19 protein-coding genes are annotated in these 24,686 nt (G+C 42.1%); 11 read left to right on the top strand and 8 right to left on the bottom strand.

Annotated features, from left to right (window positions below; translation table 11 throughout):
• Positions 1-47: 47 nt before the first annotated feature.
• The gene (locus tag HY064_03555) at positions 48-1,778 is read right to left on the bottom strand and encodes a T9SS type A sorting domain-containing protein (protein ID MBI3509715.1); all 1,731 of its coding nucleotides are present in this window, start codon (positions 1,776-1,778) and stop codon (positions 48-50) included.
• Positions 1,779-1,907: 129 nt separating this feature from the next.
• Between HY064_03555 and HY064_03550 the strand changes: the two genes are divergently transcribed.
• Positions 1,908-4,226 (top strand): SBBP repeat-containing protein, encoded by a 2,319-nt coding sequence (locus HY064_03550; protein ID MBI3509714.1) that lies wholly within the window; start codon positions 1,908-1,910, stop codon positions 4,224-4,226.
• A 4-nt stretch (positions 4,227-4,230) separates the two neighbouring features.
• Positions 4,231-4,719, top strand: coding sequence for a YajQ family cyclic di-GMP-binding protein (locus HY064_03545; protein ID MBI3509713.1), 489 nt, complete (start codon positions 4,231-4,233; stop codon positions 4,717-4,719).
• 76 nt (positions 4,720-4,795) lie between these two features.
• Here HY064_03545 and HY064_03540 read toward each other — a convergent pair whose 3' ends face one another.
• From HY064_03540 to HY064_03530, 3 genes are all read right to left on the bottom strand, one after another.
• Positions 4,796-6,007, bottom strand: coding sequence for a bifunctional 3,4-dihydroxy-2-butanone-4-phosphate synthase/GTP cyclohydrolase II (locus HY064_03540; protein ID MBI3509712.1), 1,212 nt, complete (start codon positions 6,005-6,007; stop codon positions 4,796-4,798).
• Positions 6,008-6,187: 180 nt separating this feature from the next.
• Positions 6,188-6,469, bottom strand: coding sequence for a hypothetical protein (locus tag HY064_03535; protein MBI3509711.1), 282 nt, complete (start codon positions 6,467-6,469; stop codon positions 6,188-6,190).
• 66 nt (positions 6,470-6,535) lie between these two features.
• Complete coding sequence (locus HY064_03530) at positions 6,536-7,363, bottom strand: RES domain-containing protein (protein MBI3509710.1); 828 nt, start codon at positions 7,361-7,363, stop codon at positions 6,536-6,538.
• A gap of 528 nt (positions 7,364-7,891) precedes the next feature.
• Between HY064_03530 and HY064_03525 the strand changes: the two genes are divergently transcribed.
• A complete protein-coding gene (locus HY064_03525; protein ID MBI3509709.1) occupies positions 7,892-8,167 on the top strand; it encodes a hypothetical protein in 276 nt (91 codons plus the stop codon).
• Between the two features lie 40 nt (positions 8,168-8,207).
• Here the strand turns inward: HY064_03525 and HY064_03520 are convergent, their stop codons facing one another.
• A complete protein-coding gene (locus tag HY064_03520; protein ID MBI3509708.1) occupies positions 8,208-9,896 on the bottom strand; it encodes a T9SS type A sorting domain-containing protein in 1,689 nt (562 codons plus the stop codon).
• 626 nt (positions 9,897-10,522) lie between these two features.
• On the opposite strand from HY064_03520, the gene HY064_03515 reads away from it, so the two are divergent.
• From HY064_03515 to HY064_03505, 3 genes are read left to right on the top strand one after another with little or no spacing between them, the layout of a single operon-like run.
• Positions 10,523-11,935 carry an ATP-binding protein gene (locus HY064_03515; GenBank protein MBI3509707.1) on the top strand — a complete coding sequence of 471 codons (1,413 nt, stop codon included), beginning with the start codon at positions 10,523-10,525 and terminating at the stop codon, positions 11,933-11,935.
• Between the two features lie 19 nt (positions 11,936-11,954).
• The gene (locus HY064_03510; GenBank protein ID MBI3509706.1) at positions 11,955-14,699 is read left to right on the top strand and encodes a DUF4157 domain-containing protein; all 2,745 of its coding nucleotides are present in this window, start codon (positions 11,955-11,957) and stop codon (positions 14,697-14,699) included.
• A gap of 60 nt (positions 14,700-14,759) precedes the next feature.
• A complete protein-coding gene (locus HY064_03505) occupies positions 14,760-15,569 on the top strand; it encodes a hypothetical protein (GenBank protein ID MBI3509705.1) in 810 nt (269 codons plus the stop codon).
• Positions 15,570-15,760: 191 nt separating this feature from the next.
• Here HY064_03505 and lpdA read toward each other — a convergent pair whose 3' ends face one another.
• A complete protein-coding gene (gene lpdA, locus HY064_03500) occupies positions 15,761-17,146 on the bottom strand; it encodes a dihydrolipoyl dehydrogenase (protein ID MBI3509704.1) in 1,386 nt (461 codons plus the stop codon).
• A 141-nt stretch (positions 17,147-17,287) separates the two neighbouring features.
• The gene (locus HY064_03495; protein ID MBI3509703.1) at positions 17,288-18,622 is read right to left on the bottom strand and encodes an APC family permease; all 1,335 of its coding nucleotides are present in this window, start codon (positions 18,620-18,622) and stop codon (positions 17,288-17,290) included.
• Between the two features lie 150 nt (positions 18,623-18,772).
• Between HY064_03495 and HY064_03490 the strand changes: the two genes are divergently transcribed.
• Complete coding sequence (locus tag HY064_03490) at positions 18,773-19,225, top strand: response regulator (protein ID MBI3509702.1); 453 nt, start codon at positions 18,773-18,775, stop codon at positions 19,223-19,225.
• Between the two features lie 170 nt (positions 19,226-19,395).
• Complete coding sequence (locus HY064_03485; protein ID MBI3509701.1) at positions 19,396-20,718, top strand: hypothetical protein; 1,323 nt, start codon at positions 19,396-19,398, stop codon at positions 20,716-20,718.
• Positions 20,719-20,781: 63 nt separating this feature from the next.
• Here the strand turns inward: HY064_03485 and rlmD are convergent, their stop codons facing one another.
• Positions 20,782-22,233: a 23S rRNA (uracil(1939)-C(5))-methyltransferase RlmD gene (rlmD, locus tag HY064_03480; GenBank protein ID MBI3509700.1), complete on the bottom strand. Its 1,452-nt coding sequence runs from the start codon at positions 22,231-22,233 to the stop codon at positions 20,782-20,784.
• 111 nt (positions 22,234-22,344) lie between these two features.
• Here rlmD and rocD point away from each other — a divergent pair, with 111 nt between their 5' ends.
• Genes rocD through HY064_03465 form a run of 3 tightly spaced genes read left to right on the top strand, consistent with a single transcriptional unit; the run spans position 22,345 to position 24,620 of the window.
• A complete protein-coding gene (gene rocD / locus HY064_03475; GenBank protein MBI3509699.1) occupies positions 22,345-23,580 on the top strand; it encodes an ornithine--oxo-acid transaminase in 1,236 nt (411 codons plus the stop codon).
• Positions 23,581-23,583: 3 nt separating this feature from the next.
• Positions 23,584-24,003: a hypothetical protein gene (locus HY064_03470; GenBank protein MBI3509698.1), complete on the top strand. Its 420-nt coding sequence runs from the start codon at positions 23,584-23,586 to the stop codon at positions 24,001-24,003.
• 2 nt (positions 24,004-24,005) lie between these two features.
• A complete protein-coding gene (locus HY064_03465) occupies positions 24,006-24,620 on the top strand; it encodes a redoxin family protein (GenBank protein MBI3509697.1) in 615 nt (204 codons plus the stop codon).
• The last annotated feature ends 66 nt before the right edge of the window (positions 24,621-24,686 follow it).

The following is a 24,686-nucleotide window of genomic DNA, read 5'->3' as shown; positions in this document are numbered from 1 at the left end:
TTCGGTTTTTTTTTTAGTATAGAGGATTGATTGGTTTTACAAAAAAATTATTTTGTCACAACGAATTTCCTGGTCACGACGGAAGTTCCTGCTGTGAGACGTGCAAAATATATTCCGGCAGGAAAATCATTCACACTGATCTCTTCAGAATATTTTCCGGAAGTTTTTTCTTCGGGCTGAACGCTTTTTAATATTTTTCCATCCACATCAAAAATGTCAATGGAAACTTTTTCATTTTCTTTCAACTGGTAATCGATCGTGATCTTATCACTCGCAGCCTGCCCGCCGGTCAGGCAGGGATTCGGATAAAGTGCGGCAGAAATAAATGCCGACAACGGGTCATTCACAGCGGCCGGTCCATTGATGTAAATATCATCGAGGTAAAGATTATTTTCAAAATCAGTGGTGTTCACGAATTTAATGTACGCTTTCGAAGAAGTCTGATAAGGCAATAACGAAACTGTTTCCAATCGCCATTGCGCAGCAGTAGGAGTGAAAGCCGCTGTGCTGTAAGCGGGCGTGATTGTAGTAAGCGGCACACCGTATTTTTTATAAATCTGTATCCACGTCTGCTGGCAGTCGGTGGAAATGTAAACGGTGAGCGTATCGGATTGTGGACTGGCAGAAGCAGGATTGGTGTACAAACGATAAGCAACTTCCCAACTCAGCGATGGATTAGCATCAGTAGTGAGATCGATCGCCGGTGTAACGAGTTCGTCTCTCGCCCCAATGGAACTGTAATTATAATTATCCAGTTTCGCACTCGCTACCCCGCTCGAATGCGCAGTCGTTACGCGCGCCCACGAGGTAAGTCCGTCAGGATTATTCCGTACCCATCCCACAGGTGGGAATGTGGTTGATTCAAATCCTTCGGAAAAAGGAAGAGCGCTTCCAGCAAATACAAGATTGAAACTTGAAACACGCGTGTCATTCGAAGTTACAATATCACTTCCTCCATTCGGGGAAGAAGTGGTGGCGGTGAATGTGTGCGATCCGGCAGCAGAAGCAATGACCGGTGGAAGTGTAACATTTGTAAATGAAGAAGTGGCAAGACTTCCAATCCATGTGAAAGTGGAAGGCGTATTTGCGTCAATGAAATAATTGATATTAACGCTGTCGAGTGTTGTTGTTCCGTAATTGCCGAGTTTAACCACTGGAGTAATTATAGAATCGCATGCAGCAGCAACCGGAGTTACAATGGAAAATATTCCGCAATCAACTCCTGCAGGAGCAAGTTCGGTTACTGAAAGCGTAGAAAGTTTAATGATGTCTCCACTTGACATGTTGTTGTTGTTCGAACAATTGAATGCTCCGTAAAAAGTAACAGGCCCGCTTCCGGATGGTGGAGCAATCCAATTGAATGTCCATGTTTTTGAATTGGTGCCGGCTGTTCCTGCCGTTTTGTGCGTAATGTATTTTGCACCGGTGATCTGCGTTTCGTTTGAGTTGGTTACCACGATCGTTCCCATATAATTTCCACTAATATTCTGCGGCGAAATTTCAAAACCGAATTCATTGATACCGTTCAACGTTGCAGTAGCCGTGATCGTGTAAGTCGTTCCAGGCGTGTATCCGCTTCCCGGAATATTGGAAGTGATCCAACCGGCAACCGTTGTGGCAGTTCCGGTATGGCAATGCGTGCAATTCTGTCCATCGGCAGGAGAACCCGTATATCCCGGGCCGGAACCTGCGTTGTTGGCAAATGCTTCGTTTGTCCCATTCACAATAATGAAAACAGAAATCACTAAAGAGAAAAAGAGTACGATCCTTAGTTTCATTTTTTTAATATTGATGGTTATGAGGCAGATTTTTCGGGCGAACTAAATTACAAATATTATCCTCCCCACCGAATGCAGAAATGGTATAACTTTAATAAAGATTTTCATCCGGAAAGCAATTAATCACCAATGAACCGCTTCTTTTTTTACTTATTCTTTTTTTCATCGCTCTCTTCTTCCGCCATAAATGAATGGAAAAGAAAACCTGCGTTCGAAGAGCGGTGTTTTCAGAAAGAAATGATCAGTGGCGGAACGCATCTTATCGTGAATGTAAAATTCATCCTGAGAACAGGTGCAATGGAATATTTTTTTACCGATCGCGGATATTTTGTCGTACAGCATTCCGATAGTTTGCATGAGAACACAACCTGGTTCCTTTTCCCCGATAGTAACGATCCCGAAGATTTCGCAGGATACATTCCGGAAGGAATTAATATTATTCCGACGCGGACGAATTATTACAATGGAAATTCGTTTGCCAATATTCGTTCGTTTGAAAAAATAGTTTACCGGAATATCTGGGACGGATGTACTCTTGAATTTTCTGTGAACGGAAATTTTCTCGAACGGAAACTTACGGTTCGCCCCGGCGCTTATGATCATAACACGGAATTTGAAATTGCCGGTTCAAATGTTGCTCCTCTTGTTTCTGAAACAGAAGCAGGATATTTATTTTTTAATGACGCCGGTTCATTTTCCGAATTTCTTGTCAATAATAATTCCCGGTTGCAGGTAATTGAAGCCAATGAATTTTCGGAATGGACGCCCGGTGTTATCAAACCCCGCTATCATATTTCAGAACGCAATGGAGATCCCGGAACGCAGTCGGCAACTTTAACATGGCTCACTTATCTCGGTGGAAATTCTGCTGATGAATTATTCGGTGCTTGCGTTACTCCCGACAGTGGCGCAGTGGTAACAGGAAGAACCGGCAGCGCTGATTTTCCTTCTTCTCCCGGTTCATTCCAGGATACACTTCATGCGAGTTACGATGCAGTTGTTTGTCGTTTTGCTTCCAATGGAAATTGTCTCTGGTCCACTTACTACGGCGGAAATAATTTCGACGGAGCTTATGCTGTTGCAAAGTTCGATTCACTTTATGCAATTTGCGGAATGAGCAGCAGCACCGATCTTCCCATGATGAATGCGCCGCAGAATACAAACGGCGGAAGTTACGATGCATTCATTGTCATGCTCAATGATTCCGGGCAATTGGTGCGCTCCACTTATTTCGGCGGCACCGGTTCCGACCAGGCCTTCTCCATTGCGCGCGACACATCAGGAAGAATTGTCATTGCGGGTTCCAGCACTTCTACAGATCTTCCATTTGCATTTACCGGTTACCAGCAAACATTGAGCGGAGCGGTGGACGCATTCATTGGTGTTTTTTCTGCTTCGCTGAACCCGGTATGGATCTCCTATTATGGAGGAACGAATACAGAAGATATTCATTCGGTAACAGTGACTCCGCAGGGAGAAATTGTTTTTGTGGGCGGAACATACAGCATTAATTTTCCGGTAACACTTGATGCTTTTCAAAATGGCATGATCACGCAGCCGGATGTTTATCTCGTGAAATTCTCGATGAGCGGAACACGTTTGTATTCTACTTTTTTCGGCGGATCGAATACAGAAGATTGCAATGCGGTAGTTTCCGATAGTTCTGGTGCACTTTACATTTCCGGATTCACTTACAGCATTGATTTTCCCATACAGGGAAATTCTTTTCAATCGATCAAGTCGGCGCAGAGCGATGTGTTCGTTTCGAAATTCGATCCTTCAGGACAATTGATCTGGTCCACTTTCATTGGAGGAAATGATGTGGATAACGGATTTGCAATGGATCGTCTCGGAAAATATATTTTTATTTGCGGCAATACGCAGAGCAGTAATTTCCCGGTGAGCGCAAATGCGATTCAGAATATTTACGGCGGAATTTCCGATGGATTTGTGATCAAGATGGATACCAGCGGAAATATGATCTCAGGAACTTTCATGGGTGGCAATGGAACGGACGCGTTATACGGCGAATGTGTAACGCGCGATACGAGCGTGATCGCGTGCGGCGATACGTACAGTACAAATCTTGCAGTGACTCCCGGCGCTTATCAAATGACCAATCATTCCAATGGAGATGGCTATGTGGTGAAATTCCCGATGCGGGAACAACTCATCAATATGACGACGAACGATGGTGGCGCGTCTTTGAATACCCTTGTTATTTTTCCTGTTCCCGCTCATGATGTTCTGAATTTCATTTACAATGAAACTGATCAGGTTCGAACGTACAGGATTATTGATGAGAATGGGAGAATAGTTGGAGAAGTTACTTCAGGAAAAAATCTGCAGCAGTTGGAGGTGAGCAACTATGCAAACGGTTATTACGAACTTGCTTTGTATAATGAAAATGGCGCACTGCTGAAAACAATTCCCTTCATCAAAAAATAAATTCATGCCCAGCTTCGATATTGTTTCAAAGATTGACGTGCAGACGCTCGACAATGCGATCAATTCTGCGCGCAAAGAAATTTTCGGACGCTTTGATTTCAAAGGAACACAAACGACGATTGATCTCGATAAGAAAAATCTTACGTTGCAAATTGTTACTGAAGACGAGATGCGTTTGAATTCCATCATAGACATTATGCGCAACAGGATGGTGAAGCAGCAGATCGATCCGCGCTGCATTGATGAAGGAAAGGAACATTACGCCAGCGGAAACATGATCAGGAAGGATCTGAAAATAAAACAGGGAATTGATAAAGACACGGCAAGAAAAATTCAGAAAGACATCAAAGACACCAAACTGAAAGTTCAGCCACAGCAAATGGACGACATGATACGGGTGAGTGGAAAAAAGATAGATGATCTGCAGGCCGTGATCTCGTTATGCCGGAAAGGAAATTATGAATTGCCGCTGCAGTTTGTGAATATGAAATAAGATTTTTTTATTTTTCATTTTAGAATGAAAAATATATTTTGGGACGAACTCCAAAAGAATTTCGAATCTCAAATTTTCAATCCATTTCATCCAGTTTCAGCACATGCCCGAGTTTGTCTCTTTTTGTTTCGAGATAAAGGCGATTGTATTTATTCGATCGGATCTCCAGCGGAATATTTTCTACGATCTCCAATCCGTAACCGAGAAGCCCAACACGTTTCGTCGGATTATTCGTCATTAATTTTAATTTGGTAATGCCGAGATCGCGGATAATCTGTGCGCCCACGCCATAATCTCTTTCATCGGCGCGGAAACCAAGATCAGTATTTGCTTCCACAGTGTCTCTTCCTTCTTCCTGCAATTTGTAAGCTTTCAATTTATTCAGCAGCCCGATACCTCTTCCTTCCTGGTTCATGTAAACGATGAGGCCTTTTCCTTCTTTCTGAATTAAGTCCATCGCCTTGTGCAACTGCGGGCCGCAATCACACCGGCACGATCCGAAAATATCTCCCGTCATGCAGGAACTGTGCACGCGCACGAGGACCGGTTCATTTTTTTTCCATTCTCCTTTGTAGATCGCGAGATGCGGTTGCCCGGTTGGAAGATGAGTGTAAGCAACCATTTTAAAATCACCGAACTCAGTTGGCAATTCTATTTCCACTTCTTTACTGATGTTGCTTTCTGTGCGGAGGCGGTATTCGATAAGATCTTTAATGGAAATAATTTTCAGCTGAAATTTTTTAGCGATCTCCAGCAACTCGGGTAAACGTGCCATGCTTCCGTCTTCATTCATGATCTCCACGAGCGCTCCTGCAGGTTCGAACCCGGCCATGCGCGCGAGATCAATCGTCGCTTCAGTATGTCCTGCCCGGCGAAGCACTCCTTCTTTTTTCGCACGCAATGGAAAAATGTGTCCGGGCTTTCCGAATTCTTCCGGTTTGATGGAAGGATCGATGAGCGCTTTAATTGTTTTAGAACGATCGTGAGCAGAAATTCCTGTGGTGCATCCATGACCTTTCAGATCGATGGAAACGGTGAATGAAGTTTCATAAGCAGAAGAATTTTCACTCACCATTAATTCAAGTCCGAGTTCATCTGCGCGCTCGTCGGTGATGGATGCGCAGATGAGCCCGCGCCCGTGCGTAGCAAAAAAATTGATCACTTCGGGAGTAACATGTTGTGCAGCTGCAATAAAATCGCCTTCGTTCTCACGATCCTCATCGTCAACAACGATCACCACTTTCCCGGCTTTGATCTCCGCAATGGCTTCTTCAATGGAATTCAGCACAGTTTTCATTGGTAAAATTTTAGAATATAAAGGTAAGGATTAGAAGGCAGTTTTCAGCGGCAGATGCAGTAGGGGCACAGTATGCAGAAAGCATAGGCAGTTTAATCTGTGAACAGCCGATGCGAATCCCCGCCTGCCGAAGCGAAAGCCAATGCGCAGGCGGGTGTCCTGAAATGAATTTCAGCAAATGGTTTTTGCGAAACGGCATTCACTGTGAGCGGAATGAAAGATGATTCTTCTTTCTTGTTTTTTTTCGGACTCGTCCACCCGATAAATGTCTGGTAATTTATTTTCTGCTCTTGCGCGAATTGCTTCTTGCTTTTTCCGCTCTGCTGCTACTGCCCAACGAGTGAAAGAATTTCTTCTTTGCTGCGCGTGATTTTTTTTTCTGAATTCATTTGCTTGCTTTTTAGAACTCGCAAGCGTAAATTGCAGAAATGATTCAAACAAGACGTGGTTCACTGGGGGGATACCTTATGACAAGAAAATATTTATTTCATACTTTTCTTCCTGACATTTCAGTGATGTTTATTCCACTTTTTTAGCTCCTGAGAAATCTGAATACATAGTCATGATTATTTCCCCCTGTCTGTCAAGTTCCCCAACGTTATACCAGTATGGAGTATTGTTGCCAAAAATTCCTACACGTAATATTGTAATGTCATTTCCAGACTTAGGTTCGATTATATAAACGCGATCTAAAACAAGTTTTTTTTCCGCGAAAACACGTGGCGAAAACGCAAAATTAATTCCCGACAGATCAATTACACTTGGATAGCTTAACACATCTATTTGTCCATTGTATATTAATTGATGAGCAAAACTTGCTGACACAGAATAGTCATTTTCAGAAAGAAATTCGTCCCCGAGAAAAAGCAAAAATTCAAGCATATTATCACGATCATCCTGCTTTCCAGACACGTTTTTATTCACTATACTAACAGCGTGTTGCCTGAATTCTGGACGACTACTAAAAGTTGGCATATGCTTAAACGTTGTAAATTTTGCTCTCTTCGTCCATTTGGCTAAAGCATATTTTTTTCCCAATCCGTTCCATTTTTTCATTTCTTCAACGGCGATCTTAGGGAAATGCGAACAGTAGAATACTGGATTAAAAGGCAAATTTGCTCTGCCAATCCTTTTGCAATCTGCAACTGACGGATGTCCATATTCACTAATTGCATTTAGATTTTTAATTTCATCCAGTCTTCGTAGTCTGAAATATGAATCGAAAAGCTTTTGTTCAGTAAACATGAAGGGCAACACATTATGTCCAAATGCGTGCATGTATTGCTCAAGAAAGTATTGTTGAAAAACCTTTACATCTTGCCCGTCCACGTAAGGTTTAATGTTCAAAGATTTGAATTTAGTAATTGAGTCTTTAATAGAAATCATCGTTTAAATCTTATTTCTTTCTTCTCTTACATGATCTTGAATAACGGTTAATATTTCATTCATCTCTGGCACGTCTTTCCCGAATACGTTATTTATGAAGTGACAACAATAAGGGCAATCAATACTTACGCCGTGAACAATTGAGCGCATTGGAGTATAGTATCCCCCCGGTGAACCACGTCTTTGTTGCATAGAATAAATTTACTTCTTTTGCGCAGACTGCCAATGATTCGGCAGCAGCGTGTAGAGTTGCGATGATTTTGTTTCCGGTAATTTTTCCAGCACATCGGCCAGTCATTCTTCGGGATTGATGTTGTTCATTTTGCACGAACCGGGGAAGGAATAAAAAAATAGCGGAGTTGCGCGCGCCATCGTGCGAGCCCGCGAAGAGATAATTTTTTCTTCCGATCACGCATCATCTTTCACGTTGAGCGCCACAAAATTCCCGGACGAAGTTTTTTTCTCCCGCGAAAACCACCCGATAAACGTTTGGTAATTTATTTTCTGCTCCGCGCAGAACTGCTTTGTTTGAATTATGCCTTCGGAACGCATAATTATGCCCTCGCCACGCATCGCGAGGGCTTCGGAAGGCATAATTATGGCCTCGCCACGCATCGCGAGGGCTTCGGAAGGCATAATTATGGCCTCGCCACGCATCACGATGCCTTCGGAACGCATAATTATGGCCTCGCCACGCATAACGAGGGCTTCGGAACGCATAATTATGTACTCGCCACGCATACAAGATCAAAGCCCACCAATTAATCGGTGGGCTTTGAAATTTATGTGATCCTGAAATTTATTTCTAATGACTAACCGACAGCTTTTGTGTGGTAGATCCATTGGAAGTGACGATGGAGATGAAATAAATTCCATCGTTTAAAGAAGAGGTGTTCAGTTCATGATAATGATCGCCGGAAGAAATAGTTCCGAGATCTTCGGAGGAGATCACTTGTCCGAGTTCATTTGTAATCTCGATTTTTACATTACCGGATTCTTTCATTCCGAAATTGATTGTAGAATTATCGTTAGCCGGATTCGGGAAAATATTCATCGAGGTAACAAGATGATTCTCGTCAATTGCAGATGGAGCGATATTAATATTGTCGAGGTAAAGATTATTGCCCGCATCTGAAGTTCCTTTGAAACGGATCCACACATTCGACATTCCTCCAAGTGTATTGAGGTTGATGGTTTCCATTCTCCATTCTGCTGTGGTGGTAGGTGTCCACGATGCAGAATGAGCGGTGGTGGTTGATAGTGTAGCTCCTGTGCGGATATATTTTGGCGACCACGATGTTCCGCAATTGAGAGAAACTTCAACTGATAATTTATCATTGTTACCTGAAATCTGGCAATACGCAACTTCAAATGTGAGAACAGGTGAAGCTGTGCTCGAGAAATCCTGCGGATCCATATACAAATAATCATTATCCCCCGAAGCGGAACCGAACCAGGTAAGTTTTGCACTCTTGGTAGAACTGTAACCTACATTCGAATTTCCCCACGTATTCATCGTGCCCTGATTGACGATTCCCCAAGTGGATGGAATTCCTGACGTTTCAAAATCTTCTGTGATCGGACTTACTGCAGGAGAAGGGTAGAGCGCGCATCCAACACTCGCCGTATTATTCGAAGAAGTAGGATCTAAATTTCCATTCGGATTTGAAGTAACCAAAGTGATCACGTGACTTCCGGGAGAAGATGCACCAACATTAATATTTGAAAGTGTCACATAATGATAAGTAGGCAAACTACCGGTCCAGTTCACGACACGCTGCGTAACGCCATCCATTTTGTAAGTCAACGTGAGCGATGTAAGTGTGTCTGTTCCTATGTTGGTGAGACGGAAAGTAGGTTTAACACTGTCGCACATTGCAAGCGGCGTTGTGTAAACGAGAGGTGTTACCACTTCTACATCGGATGTTGTAGTAGCGATGGAACAATTTCCGTGTGCTGCATATAATCCTGTTGCATTCTGTTGTCCTACTTCGGTGAGAACACGATCGGGACAGATCATGTAGATCGTAGGAAAGTATGCGATGGAATAATTAGTGTTGAATCCGGAAATGATCGCAGCAGGAGGATCGATGATAGGAAAATAAACTCCGGCTACCCAGTTGCCTTGTGTATTGGTTCCTGTTCCGTTAAGATCTGCGCTGTTGGTTGTTCCATCTCCTTCTATGAAATAAACTTTCACATCGCCGGTAGTTGCTGCGCTCACTCCCGGGCCATTCACAGGTCCGTGCGCTGCCCACAACTGATCGAGCGCTCCTGAATTATGATAATTCCAGCAAGGCCCGCACCAGGTAGCGGAAACATCAATGTAAACGGTGTAGCCGGAATCGAGATCAGAATAAAGATGATGAGAAATGCCATTGATATCGGTCAGCGTCCAATCGGGTGCGACCGAGCCGTTTTGTAGTTGCGCATGAACTGCATTGAATGAGCATACAGCGAACGATGCGGCCAGGAAAGTAAAAAGTTTTTTCATCGGAGTTTGTTTTAGGATCGTATATACAAGTATAGGAAATACAAGCGAGAAAGACGTTATTCGTGAGGGTTAAATTACAGCCCGCCATCATAGATTAATCGGTGCGCTCTAATGGGAATAATGAAAATCAAAATCATTCTACAGGGCATCTCTAAAAACACAGAAATGCAAGGCGGGCAAGAAAGGGGATTTTCGATGGTGCGCTCAATATGCAAGTCAACAAATCTTCGGCACAGCTAATTTCAATGTCGAGAATACATACGTCGCCATATCTAAAAACGACAACCAGAATCAGTCAATTCATGTCATTGTCAAATATCCGAACAGGGAGGAACCCTGACAACTAAATTTTACCCGCGTAAACTGAAATAATTGCAGCAGGAAATATTTAATAATCCATAAAAAACGACTTGACAAAGGTCTTCGAAATGAATATCTTTCACTTCCTAAATTAACTACAGATTCAGAAAAAAATAAATCATAGGGTCCGATAGGATATGTTGTTTCAGTTCTCCCGAAGAACAATCCGCATTGCCAAGAGCGACGATGACACACCGTCGCTCTTGCTGTCTTTTTTAAAATGATACTTTGTAAAAAACTTGTAGCTGTAACTCAAAACGAAATCAATGGATAAGTCACCTATCTCCGGCAATCCGGTCAACTTCCAATGCATCAACGGTGAATTGAATTGGCTTTTACGTTGCATTCAGAATATGATGCAACCTTCAGCACCAGCATTTCTTCCTCTACCTCCTCTTGATCCAAATTCTTCTTACGGAAAACTGATAGCTGAGCATGCGCTTACTGATACTGACCGGGTGCTGTTCAATCTTGCCTTTGCCGCAAATTTCGCTCCCGAAATAATTGATCCGCTCGCGCAGGCGGCAAATGACCCACAGTGGAAAAATTATACAGGCGGATTTTTCAAAGAGGGTTCGGCAATTTTTCATCCAACGGTTCGCACCGCACTTTTTCTGCTTGCCGGAAAAGATCAGGAATCGAGATCGTATTACGCAAGTTATTTTCATAACAAACAACGCATTTTTACAAGCAGTTTTATCTCGCCGACACCACAACATCCGAATTCAGTATTTCTTGATAATGAAATTATTTTCAATGACCAGTTTCTCGCAACACTTCTTCACGGCGAGTCACCGCGATTGGATGGAGAGCAAGGTTTTCCGGCACGCAGAAGCATAGCAACACATACTATGGCAGATGTAATGCTCGGAGAAAAAACACGTTGGGAAATTGCAAAGCTTGGCAATTTCACCAAGCACATGAAAAAACTGTGGGAGATAAACAAGAACAGGAAAGTGCGTAACAATTTCATCAGCATTTTCAGCGGGGATCCGGGAACGGGAAAAAGTCATACGGCGGAAGCGGTCGGAAATGAATTTGGTTTACCGGTGTACAAAATAAATTTTGCACAGATGGTAAGCAAGTATATTGGTGAAACGGAAAAAAATCTTGAAAAAGTTTTTGACCGTTTTGATAAACAACCCTGCATTTTATTCTTTGACGAAGCGGAAGCAATTTTCAGCAAACGAACGGAAGTAAGCGATTCGCACGATCAGCATGCGAATAATCTTCAATCGTTTTTACTGCAAAAAGTTGAAGAATTCACCGGAATAATTGTTCTTGCTACGAACGTTCAGAATCTCACGCAATATTTTGACAAGGGATTTCAACGCAGAATACGGCTGATTGTCACTTTCACATTCCCGGATTATCCTGAACGTTTGAGAATCTGGAATAACGCTCTTTTTGAACCGTATGTTTTTGAAAATGGTCTGACAGAAAAACTCGCAAAGAACTATCAACTTACGGGCGGAAGTATTTACAATGTCGTTTCAGATGGTGTGATTGAAGCGATGGAAAAAGAAACTGAAACAATCACTTTTGAATTACTCGAAGAAGCAATGAAAGATGAATTCAAAAAGACAAGTCGCAAATATGACATCTGTACCGACGAAATGGTTCCGCAGGATGCGGCAAGACGTTTCGGTGTAGGATACGAACAACGCAAAAATTTCTAATAAGAAAAATCCCTGCATCATGAAAGGCGGAAAACGGATACGCAAATACGAGGACGAACAAAAGAAAAAACTTTCCCGAAAGGGAAACGGGGTTGACAACACTTTTGCGAAAAAGGTTTATGGAAAATTCGATTACGATAAAGTGATGCGGCAATTGGATGATATGATCTCGCAGACCTCAAACTTCCGCGCGAATCCGAATTTTCAGCATGGCTATTCTATCCATGCGAAACTGGAAATTTCCCATCCGGGAGATGAATCGGAAATGCAGGCGGACGAAATGGCGGATTCATTTATGCACGGTAACGCGAAGCACACTCAGCATATTCTTTCACATCACATCCCTGAAGTTTCAAGAAAAGGGGAAGGCGGTGGAATGGAAACCTCGAACGAATTCGACCAGCAGTTGCAGGGAACAAAAGGGCAGGGACAGAAACTTGATGAATCAACGAAGGGAGAGTTGGAAGAACACATGGGAGCAGATTTGTCAGATGTACGAATACATGATAATGCACAGTCGAAGGAAATGTCGGAAGAAATAAATGCCAAGGCTTTCACTCATGGTCAGGACATTTATTTCGGTGATGGGAAATTTGATACTGAATCTGAAGCAGGAAAGAAATTGTTGGCTCATGAGCTAACGCACACATTACAGCATAAAGGAAATGTGAAGAGAAAGATTCAGCGCTCGATGAAATTTGAGTTTCAGACCGAGAATAAAATCTATGCAATTAATAATACTGGTGCTCCTGATCAAAAATTACTCCCGCGTAAGTTTGGCGAAACCAGTACAACTTTCGATGAAGACCCTCACAATGAGGCGGGGGGAGACCAACCATCTTATCTTGCGGTAGGGACTCATGGAGGACCAGCTAGAAGTGCAGGAAATGTCTTTGTTGAAGCTGATGCCCCATTATATATGAAGGAAGACACAGGTGCTGATATTAGCAAAAAACCTCAATTCCTAAAAGTTTACAGAGTTCTAAAACCAATAATTAAAGGTAAACCAGTACAAAAAGGACAATTGAAACTTATTGCGGAGATGAACAATGGTTCTGATCCTGATATGAAGGGTAAGTTTAATCCGAATACTTTTGAGTTTGGATATTATGATACAAATAACAAGCAAGTGAACGTGCATCTTGATGAAGATGGCAATTTTCAAGATGGCATTGTCAAATTTATGAAGGTTGCAAAAAAGGAAAAATGGAAAGAAACAACTGTTGGAAAAGGTGGAAAAACTACTGTTACAATTATTGATACGACAAAACCATCTGAATTTACCCAAGAGCGACAGTTCAAAGCTCAGGTAGATAAAAAGACAATCATTGGTACACCTTTTGTTGCCGGACAATTGATTTTTAAACCAATAAAAAATAATGCTAAAGACCTTAAACTAAAATCAGGCGAGTACAATCCAGAGATGTATGAGTTTACATATTTAAATAAGGATGGTACTCCGTTGAAGATACATCTGGATAAAGATGCCACCTTTCAAAATGGACACGTCAAATTAATGAGGCAACAATATCTACCGGAATCAGAACAGACAGCAATTGAGTTGCAAGCAGAACACGGAGGCTTTGTGGAATTTGAAACGCCCAAATGGTTTCGGGATTGGGATGAATTGAAAATGCGAATAGATGATGCTGTCAAAATGACCCAGACAATAAGTAACTCTACGGAGATTACTGATCCAATTATTATAAAAGCTTTGGGAGGTGTTGACAAAGCAAAAGGGCAATCAATCCGTAAATGGCCATTTGACACCAAGAATCTTAAGTATCTTACTTCTACTAACCGGAGCCTCGTAGTTAAAATTGTAGATCCTCTCTGGTATGCAAAAATTCAGGCTTCAGAATCAATTCCACTTTCACAATATAGTGACGTATTGACAAAACATTATGGGGCAGCATATGCTAAAAAATTCAGTGACCCAGCATACAAAATTTTTAATGCTGCTTATGACGGCTCAGCTCTAAAGAATAAACCCAAAACAGTATTTGAAAATTTATTAAACAAAAGCCTTTTTCAAAATCTGATAGGTTTTTTAGAAGTGATATTGAATTATATTTATGAAGGCCAGACAGAGGAAATGTATTCTAGAAATTCGGACAAAGCAGTTTATTCTAAAGCTGCTTTTCACCTGATGGCGAGAACCAATTTCGCCTCCATGTATAAAGACTTGCTAAGTGCTGATGAAAAGACTTTATTCAACGCCATTGTGAATGATAAAAACAATCCAATAATGAAGGAAATTGAGGGGCCAATTAATATTAGGCGTCTAGAAATATTAAATCAGAAAAAAGCAGAAAAAACCAATCCAAGTACAAAACCAAGTGCTAGCGAATTGAAAGACTATCCTATTTATTGGGATTATGACCGATGGAAGCCAATTAAGCTTACAAGAGAAAGTACTTTGTTTTTTAATAAGGTTGGAACAAAGCCAAAGATTGCCACTTTTGGTCCAAAGATTTACGATTGGCTTGTAAGTATTATAGGGGGAACAGATAAATTAACACCATCACATGATGCTAGTATTAGCGCTTCTCAGGGTGTCAGAAACGTGCAAAATAAACCAGGTGACAAGGACTACAAACTTGCTCAGTTTGAAGTTCGGGGAGGACCTAGTCTACCAGCTTCTGGATGGGTTAATTATGTGAAAAATGTATTTGATGCGGCAAAAGAAAGAGGAGGTGATACTCCTGATGATCCGTCAACCGCTGGTAAAAATGAAGCTTCGAAAACTGGTTTGAAAAAATAGCTTTCTAAATAATAGAGAGATAAATTTCATTAGAAAAAGACAGCACAAATTCTATAGCAAATGAATAGTTCACTTAAACTATTATTACCTTTTCTTCTCTTTGCATCGATTTTTTCGTGTGTGCAATCAGCCAAGAAAAATCATGTGGAAAAACAAATGAATGATAGTATTCAGACCGGTATTACTATAAATAATCTTCAAGGATATTGGACATGTAATGAAGTTGTAATAGACCATAGCAATGAAAGCAACAATCTTGACGCAAATGAACAAACAGTACTAGGAACAGAAAACTGGCTCATAAAAGGCGATACCATTTGGATGTTCCAATATCCCTGCGAGTTTAATTATGCATATGCTTTCAAGATCAAAACTGATTCCCTGTTTTATGGTGGCATGACGAGAAATCTTAAATTCGAGAATAATGTACTGCTCGTAACTGATGCTGCTATCAGTAGTCAGGTAATGACGAAAAAATTTGTCCATGATACTTTCGATTTAAAAACGATTGAAATGCTTGAGAGGGATACGGTCAACATGGATTGTCTCATAGGTAGAATGAAGATTGTGAAACGCATTCAACCTGAAGAAGGAGCTGCTTATGATTTAAAATTCCCTATTGCAATGCCAAAATATATTGACATTCAAAGTAAAGAACAGGCAACCGTTATTTATAGAAAACGAACCATAACGCTTTCGATTAATGGAATGGAAAAATTATTTTATGTGGAAAAAATTGAATGGAATAATTATAACCACGATTATGCCACAGCGTTTAATGACCATTTCCAACATAAACATGTTATCACGATCCACCCTGCTGAATGGTGGAAAGGCGAAATGTTCTCTGTGAGATATGTAGAGGAATAGATTAAATTTTCAAGAACAATTCAGACCCTTTGTAAGCTCCCTGTAAACACTCTCTTACTTTTGACTAAATTCAGTCCACATTATGCTGACGATTTACAGCGGGCAAGCCCGAAAAACCGGAATTTACTATTCGTAAATGAGGATTTTGAGGACGTAGCCCAACGCAGCAGTTCGAAGTTATTAGAGATGCCCTACAAATGAATCACTTCTCCATAGGCCGCAGCTGCCGCTTCCATTATTCCTTCAGACATCGTCGGGTGCGGATGAATTGTTTTGATCAATTCGTGCCCGGTGGTTTCTAATTTGCGGATCGCAACAATTTCCGCGATCATCTCCGTAACATTTGCACCGATCATGTGTGCGCCGAGGAGTTCGCCGTATTTTGCATCGAAAATTAACTTGATGAAACCATCGGCGCTTCCTGCAGCTTTTGCTTTGCCGGAAGCAGAAAATGGAAACTTACCGATCTTCAATTCAAATCCGGCTTCTTTCGCAGCTTTTTCCGTGTAACCTACGGAAGCAATTTCCGGCTGACAATACGTGCAGCCCGGAATATTTTTATAATCGATTCCTTCAGGATCGAGCCCGACAATTTTTTCAACGCAGGTAATTCCTTCTGCGCTGGCCACGTGCGCGAGCGCCTGTGTGCCTATGACATCGCCAATAGCGAAGTAGCCGGGAATATTAGTCTCATAATATTTTCCGACGAGAATTTTTCCTTTGTCAGTGGCAATGCCCACATCTTCCAATCCAATGTTTTCAATATTCGAAGTGATTCCCACTGCAGAAAGAACAATATCGCATTCAATATTTTTTTCTCCGTCCTTCGTTTTCACTTTCACTTTGCAACCTGCGCCGCTGGTGTCCACACTTTCCACGCCGGCATTCGTCATTATTTCTATTCCCGATTTTTTGAACGAACGTTCTAATTGTTTCGAAACTTCTTCGTCTTCGATGGGAACAACATTCGGCATGAATTCTACTACGGTAACTTTTGTTCCCATTGCTGCATAGAAATAAGCGAACTCCACACCGATAGCGCCTGATCCGACAACGACCATTGATTTCGGAAGTGCAGGCAATATCATCGCTTCACGATAACCGATTATTTTTTTTCCATCCTGTTTTAAATTCGGCAGCTCACGTGAGCGGGCGCCCGTAGCGATGATTATATTTTTTGCTTCGTAGGTGGTGGTTTTTTCTCCAGAAGTAACGTTTACTTTTTTACCTGCAGCAACTTTCGCCGTTCCAACGATCACATCAATTTTATTTTTCTTCATCAGGAACTGAACGCCTTTGCTCATTCCACCGGCCACATCGCGGCTGCGTTTTACCACCGCAGAAAAATCGGCTGTTCCGCCCTGCACATTCACACCATAATCAGATGCATGTTTTAAATATTCAAAAACCTGCGCACTTTTCAGAAGAGCTTTGGTAGGAATGCATCCCCAGTTGAGACAAATTCCGCCGAGTTCTGCTTTTTCCACCACGGCAGTTTTCAGTCCGAGTTGAGATGCACGAATGGCAGTAACATATCCGCCGGGGCCGCTTCCGATGATAATGACGTCGTAACTCATAGTGTAAGATTGAGGTGCGAAAATAAGTACAATTTGCCGATGTGCTAATGGGTGAATGTGTCAATTTCAATGAAAATTTCAGCTCATTGCATTGCAAAAATATAATTGAAGGGCATCTCTAAAATACATCGCGAGTACGCCTCACTTTCTTTTCCGGAAATTGAAAACAAAATAAAGCAGCAGGAAAAAAACAAAAACGAGAATATCGTAGAGCGGATAAATATATCCTTTCATCACCACCGAAAAAGCAATGAGCAGGTAAGCAATAATGAACAACGCCGGCAGAACAGGATACAGGAACAACTTGTAGATCTTTTTTTCTTCGCCCGTTTTACGGTAACGCAGAATAAAAATTGTTGCTGCGGCAAAAACAAATCCGCTGGAGTCGAGGAAGATCACATAATTTACCAGCGTATCAAAAGTTTTAGCGAAGAACAAAACGATCACCGTTACCAGTGTAAATGCAACGAGCGACCACACCGGGACATTGAATTTTTTCGAATGGTAACTGAAAAATGCCGGCAAAGTTTTTTCTTCGCTCATCGCCATGATTACACGTGGATTCGAGAGCAAACCGATATTGACATAAGCGAGCACGGAGAAAAAAAGCAACAGTGAAAATATTTTCCCGCCTATGTTTCCGAGAATTTTTGCAGATAAAGTCTGGCCAATAGTTTCCGCACTTTTCAGCGAATGGAAACCAATGATGTGCATGTATGCAAAGTTGATCGAGAGATAAAGAATCGTTACGACGATCATACCGGCAATGATAGCGCGCGGCATAATGCGTGGCGCATTTTCCACTTCTCCTCCGAAATTTATGGTTTGCTGGTATCCGCCATAAGTGAAGGAAATGGGAATGAGACAAAGGCCAAGCGATTTGAGAAAACTGTGTGGCCCCGTTGAAATTATTTCCTGCACTGTTTTTGTTTCATTCGAAGGAAAAAAAACTGTGAAACAGAGTGCAGTCACCACCACTAATTTGAAAACAGTAAGCACATTCTGTGTGCGCGAACTTGTTTTCAGCCCGAGAAGATTGAGCCCGAAAAAAATAACGATCATGCTCACTGCCACTACCAGATTAATGGTTTCCTTATTCCAGTCCTCGTAAAGAAAGTGCGGAGTAATATATTCTGCACCAATGAGTGCAACGCCTGCTACAGAAGCGGCATTCGAAATAAGAATGGTTCCGTTGAGCATGAAAGCAAATGCAGGATGATAACAATGAGAAAAAATACGATAGTAACCGCCGCTCACCGGTAAACGCGAACCAATCTCCGCGAACGTAAGTGCGCCGCTCAATGCAACGACTCCACCAATGATCCATGCCAGAAAAAAAATATTGGAAGAATCGGCCACCTTCGCAACGCTTGCCGGCGTTTTGAAAATTCCCATCCCGATCACCAGACTCACAACGATCATCGTGAGATCGAAAAAACGAAGCGGTTGTTTGGGTTGCGTATTATTTTTTTCCATCGTCAAAGAATGTACCGTCTCATTTTTTTCAAATATAGCCGGAATGATCATTCAGATTCCCGCAAAACCTTACATCTGTTTTATAAAAAAGGGATTAGGGTTTTCCCGGGAGTTTGTTGAAAGTACTTTTGTGTCAACAATAAAACGAAAATGAAAAAAGAAAAAGTTTTCAATACCATCGAACGCATCATGCTTATTGATGATAATGAGATAGACAATTTTGTGTCGTCGAGAATTATGCAACAAACAGATTTTGCCAATGAGATTCTCGAATATACCAGTGCCCGCGAAGCCTTTGAATTCCTGGAAGAACTGGGACGGTCGGGAAAATTCAATGAAGTTCCATCACTCATCCTTCTTGACCTGAATATGCCCTGTATGAACGGTGAAGAATTCGTTCGGAAATTTCAAACTTTGCCGCTACCTGTTCGTCAAAGAACATCCATCGCCATTCTCACCAGTATGTTCAATCCATCGGAGGTATTTTACAAAATGAAATGTCCGAATGTGATCACGTGCCTGAGTAAACCTTTGATGAAACACAATCTTATTGAACTTACGGAATGTTTGGGTGATAATAGGATTCTTTCGACGGTGGCATAACAAAACAGAAGGATGAAATTTAAACACCTCTTAGTAGCAATCATATATTTGGATTTTGTGATTTGCGATTTATTCCGGAGCCATTCATTCAATAATTACCGCCACTTGTTAACCGGAAAATACCTTGTTGTGGAATAATCGGCCTGCAACGTCTATCTTTAAAAGCAGGTATGGCACGGCGTTTACTTTTTGCGGCAGCATTATTTTTTTCTGTTCTCATTCACGCGCAGGATAACAGGTTACTTGTTCTCGGAAAAATAATTTCTGTAAAAGACAGTTCAGAATTACAGGGAGTGGTGGTGACCTGCAATGACCCGAAGCGATTTACAACTTCAGACAAGAATGGGCGCTATGCACTTCTGATCGATTACAAAAGCGGGAGCCAATTGAATTTTCGCCTGATCGGTTACAAAGCAGAAACAAAAATTATTTCTTCTTCGCTTCTGAAAACTGCGATCGGCGATACACTTCACCTTGACATTATTCTTGAACCGCAACTGATCGTACTTCATGAGATCCCCATTCGCTCCGGGCCGGATACAGTGATCGGCAGCCGTCATTTTTTCATTGAGGATTATGCTATTCTCAGCGACACCAGTTATTTGCTTCTCACATTTGAAAAATCACTTAACGCGGCGAAAGTGATGCTCACGAACAGAGATAAAATTATTTCAAGCATGAATGTTCCGGGCGAAGCCATTTCGCTTTATAAAGATTACCAGGGACATTACAACGTCATGTGCAGGGACAGCGCTTTCAGGGTGAAAATCGTGCCACCGGGAAATGTGCTGCTCCTTGCACTGCCTTATAAAGATTTCTGCGAACGTTTTCTTCCCTGTGTGGACACGCTCGGCCCGCAAATATTATTTTCAAATTACAATCGCGATTATCCTTCGTTCTCTTATTACGCGTATGATCCGCGCGACACGATGATCCAACTGATGCATTACATTGTGGATGCCGACCTGCTTGCGCAATACAACTGGGAATTCGATTATTTAAAACCGAAGGATAGGTTGTATGCACGGAAAATGGAAGCGTACACCGGGATCGATAAAAGGATTATTGCGGCAACAATGACCGGTTTTCCGCAGAGCATTTATTACACGCCCCTTTATGCGCCCGCGTTCGTTGTGCACGATACGGTTTGTGTTTTCGATCATTATTCCGATTCGCTTTTTTTATTTGACGAGAACGAAAATGTGATCGGCTCTTCGAAGATCGATTATCATCACCCGAAGAACTGGAAAGACTGGGACCGGAAAATGTACAAGGATGAAGTGACCGGCGAAATTTATGCCCAGTTTGAACACGATGGAAAAATTTCGCTGAAGAAGATCGATATAAAAACAGGAAAAGTCATTGGAGAATTTCATATCGAAGATCCGTATGTGAAACAGATCCACATCCGCGACGGATATGTTTATTACATCTATCGGCCGTATGATTCCACGCAGAATAAATTTTTGTACAGGGAGAGAATTGTTATTTAGTTTACTGTTTTCCGTTGCTTTTCTCAATGAATGATAAAACTGAAAACAGCAAACCGAAAACTGTTAACGTTTACGAAGCAAACAAACATTTTCTACGTGATGTGTTTGCGGGAACATATCGACGGGTTGAACTTTTTCCACGGAATATTTTTCATCGAGCAAAGCAAGATCGCGCGCCTGCGAAGCGGGATTGCAACTCACGTAAACAACTTTTTCCGCTCCTGAATCTGCCATACAGCGCACCACATCTTCGTGCATGCCCGTGCGCGGAGGATCGGTGATGATCACATCCGGTTTTCCGTTCTCTGCCATGAATGCAGAAGTAAAAATGTCTTTCATGTCGGCAGCAAAGAAGTTTGTGTTTTTAATATTATTCAATTCAGCATTTTCTTTTGCATCGGCGATCGCAGCGGGAACTAATTCTACGCCGGTAACTTTTTTCGCAAGTTTTGCAATGAACAAGGCGATCGTTCCGGTTCCGGTGTAGAGATCGTACACATTTTCTTTCCCGGTGAGCCCTGCAAATTCGCGCGCCACTTTGTACAATTCATAAGCTTGTGCAGAATTGGTCTGATAAAAAGATTTTGGCCCGATCTTGAATTGAAGATCCTCCCCGTCCGTATCCCGTCCGAATGGCTCGTCCGGTCGGGCGGAACGGTCGGGCATCTTCTCAAAAATATGATCGCGTCCGGAAAAAGTATGTATGGAAAGATCGTTGAACGTATCATTTCCTTTCGGATTCACCACCCACATGAGTGAAGTGATCTGCGGAAATTTTTCTGCAATAGCGGAGAGCAGTTCATCTCTTTTTTCCGGATCATTTTCAAAGAACTGAACGATCACCATGATTTCTCCTGTGTGTGCGGTGCGTATGGTGAGTGTGCGCATGAGCCCGTGCTGCGCGCGTATGTCGAAGAAAGAATATTTTTTTTCCGAACAGAATTCACGTACAAACTTCCTGATCTGTTCGGAATTATTTCCCTGCAAATGACATTCCTCGAGATCGAGCACTTTATCGAATGTTCCGGGAATGTGAAAGCCGAGCGCATTGCGGTCGAAAGTTTCTCCGCTGTTTATTTCTTCGATGGTCAACCATTTTTTATTCGAAAAAGAAAAATCGAGACGATTCCTGTAATTGTAAATTTCTTTTGAACCGATGATGGGCAACACTTCCGGGAATTGAATTTTACCAATGCGGGAGAATGCATCGATGACTTGCTGCCGTTTGTAATGTAATTGCCATTGGTAATCGAGATGCTGCCATTTGCAACCGCCGCATAAACCGAAATGTTTGCAGAGTGGGGGAGTGCGCTTTTCTGAATACCGGTGAAAATTTGTTGCAACTCCTTCGAAGAATTTTTTCTGCTTGCGCGTGATTCGTATGTCTGCGATGTCACCGGGAACAGCATTGGAAATAAAGATCACGCGGTTATCCACACGCGCGAGTGATTTTCCTTCGGCCGCCGCAGCGGTTATTTCTACTTTTTCAAAAACCTGCGAATTAAAATTCTTCATTGGTTTGCGAAGGTAAGGATTCGGAGATTCAGGATTCAATAAGTGAAAAGGTCAATTTGAAAACCGTATCTTTACATTATCAATTTTCATTCTCAAAAATCCAGAAATTTCATGAATCCCGTGGCTGAAAAATTAACCCGTTCCGAAGAATTGATGGCGATGGAAGCGCAGTATGGCGCTCACAATTATCATCCGCTCCCTGTGGTGCTTGCAAAAGGTGAAGGCGTTTTTGTGTGGGATGTGAATGGAAAAAAATATTACGATTTTCTCGCAGCCTATTCGGCCGTTAACCAGGGTCATTGTCACCCGGAAATTATTTCTGCGCTTGTCGAACAATCAAAAAAACTGACGCTTACCTCGCGCGCATTTTATAACGACTCATTGGGCGAATATGAAAAATTCATCACGCATTTTTTCGGTTACGATAAAGTTTTACCAATGAATACCGGCGTTGAAGCCGTGGAAACTGCAGTTAAACTTTCGCGGCGCTGGGGTTACCAGGTGAAAAATATTCCTGATAACATGGCGAAGATCGTTTGGGTGGAAAATAATTTTCACGGAAGAACCATTTCTTCCATCTCAGCCTCAACCGATCCCACTTCTTATGGCGGATTCGGCCCGCTGGTTCCGGGATACGTTGTGTTAAAATACAACGACCTTGATGTGCTGGAAAAAACTTTCCTGGATCCGTTTGTCGCTGCATTTATCTTTGAACCGGTGCAGGGAGAAGCAGGAGTTATTGTTCCTGACGAAGGGTATCTCAAAGGAGTACGCGATCTCTGTTCGAAATACAATGTGCTGATGGTGGCCGATGAAGTGCAGAGTGGTTTAGGACGCACAGGAAAAATGCTTGCTTGCGATCATGAAAATGTTCGGCCCGATATTCTTGTTCTCGGCAAAGCGTTATCGGGTGGAACAATTCCTGTTTCAGCTGTTCTTGCTGATGATGAGATCATGCTCACGATCAATCCCGGCGAACACGGATCGACTTACGGCGGAAATCCGCTCGCTTGTAAAGTGGCTATAGCTGCGCTGAATATTCTGAAGAATGAAAAGCTCGCGGAAAATTCCGAGCGTCTCGGAAAAATTCTACGGGAGGAATTGAAAAAAATAAAATCTTCAAGAATAAAACTCGTTCGTGGAAAAGGATTGTTCAATGCGATCGTGATCGGGGAAAGTGACGGTATCAACGTGTGGACCATTTGCCTTAAAATGATGGAGAAAGGATTGCTGGCGAAACCTACGCACGGCGACATCATCCGTTTTGCTCCTCCGCTCTGCATCACGGAAGAACAAATAATGGAGTGCGTGCAGATTATCCGCGAATCCATTCTTTCTTTCGACTGATCTATGAAATTCATTTTCGGAAAACAACGGGCTATACTTTTTCTTGCCGCCCTGTTCAATATCTGCGGGGCGCTGGTGGTGATCATTTCCCCGGTTTTTTTCTTCCGTGAATTTTTTAAATTTCCACCGAATATGTCGGACACATTTCCATATCTCGCGATGTACCATTATCTTTTCTGGAGCGTGGTGCTCATTATGGGAATTGCCTACTGGATGGCAGCAATGGATCCGGCAAAACACAAAATTGTTCTCTTCATCGGTTCCATCGGAAAATTAATTGCTGTTGCATTCTGGATCATGCTGTATGCGCAGGGACACGGAAAATGGGGAATGATGGCTGCTATTATTGAAGATGGAACAATGGGAATTTTAATGGCCATACTTTATTTCGGAAAAAATTCAACGTCAATAATAAAAACTTAAAAATGAAAAAAACAATCTTCCTCCTCGCAGCGGTGGCATCGCTTTCCGCATTCACATTTATCAAAATAAACATCACTCCTATTTCTATCGGAACTTCTATGCCGAAAGGAGAGGATACGCTGATCAACGTGATGAATGATAAACCGGTCACGCTGAATTCGCAGAAAAAGAAAAACGGGTTACTCGTTATGTTTTCATGCAACACGTGCCCGTTCGTGATCGCGAATGAAAAAAGAATTGCAAAGGTGCAGCACGATATTCAGAAACTGGAAATAGGAATGGTGATCATTAATTCCAATGAAGGTTATCGTGACGGCGATGATTCAAAATCTGCAATGAAAGATTATGGCAGCAGGCAAAAGTTTCTTACACCGTACCTGCTCGATGTGAATTCTGTTTTTGCTGATGCATTCGGCGCTACACGCACACCGGAATGTTTTCTTTTTAATAAAGATGGAAATTTAGTTTACCAGGGAGCGATCGACGATTCTCCGAAAGATGAAAGCGCCGTGCAGCATCATTATCTCATGGATGCGATGACTGCGTTAGTTGCCGGAAAAGATATTGAAGTGAAGACCACGGTTTCTACGGGATGTGGAATAAAGAGGAAGCAGTAGGCAGTTTTCAGCGGCGGCTGCAGAAAAAAAATGAAGAGAAACAGTAGAAAAAAAATAATTTCTAAC

It is taken from the genome of Bacteroidota bacterium (genome assembly GCA_016194975.1).
Classification (GTDB): domain Bacteria; phylum Bacteroidota; class Bacteroidia; order Palsa-965; family Palsa-965.
Note: the sequence above shows the minus strand (reverse complement) of the source record. Positions and strands in the feature narration are given on the sequence as shown.

Bases quoted from the DNA above. Each gene is read 5' to 3' on its own strand.
- HY064_03550 (MBI3509714.1), top strand. From the start codon at position 1,908: ATGAACCGCTTCTTTTTTTACTTATTCTTTTTTTCATCGCTCTCTTCT.
- HY064_03465 (MBI3509697.1), top strand. From the start codon at position 24,006: ATGAAAAAAACAATCTTCCTCCTCGCAGCGGTGGCATCGCTTTCCGCA.
- HY064_03545 (MBI3509713.1), top strand. From the start codon at position 4,231: ATGCCCAGCTTCGATATTGTTTCAAAGATTGACGTGCAGACGCTCGAC.
- HY064_03505 (MBI3509705.1), top strand. From the start codon at position 14,760: ATGAATAGTTCACTTAAACTATTATTACCTTTTCTTCTCTTTGCATCG.
- HY064_03470 (MBI3509698.1), top strand. From the start codon at position 23,584: ATGAAATTCATTTTCGGAAAACAACGGGCTATACTTTTTCTTGCCGCC.
- HY064_03485 (MBI3509701.1), top strand. From the start codon at position 19,396: ATGGCACGGCGTTTACTTTTTGCGGCAGCATTATTTTTTTCTGTTCTC.
- rlmD (MBI3509700.1), bottom strand. From the start codon at position 22,233: ATGAAGAATTTTAATTCGCAGGTTTTTGAAAAAGTAGAAATAACCGCT.
- rocD (MBI3509699.1), top strand. From the start codon at position 22,345: ATGAATCCCGTGGCTGAAAAATTAACCCGTTCCGAAGAATTGATGGCG.
- HY064_03510 (MBI3509706.1), top strand. From the start codon at position 11,955: ATGAAAGGCGGAAAACGGATACGCAAATACGAGGACGAACAAAAGAAA.
- HY064_03555 (MBI3509715.1), bottom strand. From the start codon at position 1,778: ATGAAACTAAGGATCGTACTCTTTTTCTCTTTAGTGATTTCTGTTTTC.
- lpdA (MBI3509704.1), bottom strand. From the start codon at position 17,146: ATGAGTTACGACGTCATTATCATCGGAAGCGGCCCCGGCGGATATGTT.
- HY064_03520 (MBI3509708.1), bottom strand. From the start codon at position 9,896: ATGAAAAAACTTTTTACTTTCCTGGCCGCATCGTTCGCTGTATGCTCA.
- HY064_03515 (MBI3509707.1), top strand. From the start codon at position 10,523: ATGGATAAGTCACCTATCTCCGGCAATCCGGTCAACTTCCAATGCATC.
- HY064_03495 (MBI3509703.1), bottom strand. From the start codon at position 18,622: ATGGAAAAAAATAATACGCAACCCAAACAACCGCTTCGTTTTTTCGAT.
- HY064_03490 (MBI3509702.1), top strand. From the start codon at position 18,773: ATGAAAAAAGAAAAAGTTTTCAATACCATCGAACGCATCATGCTTATT.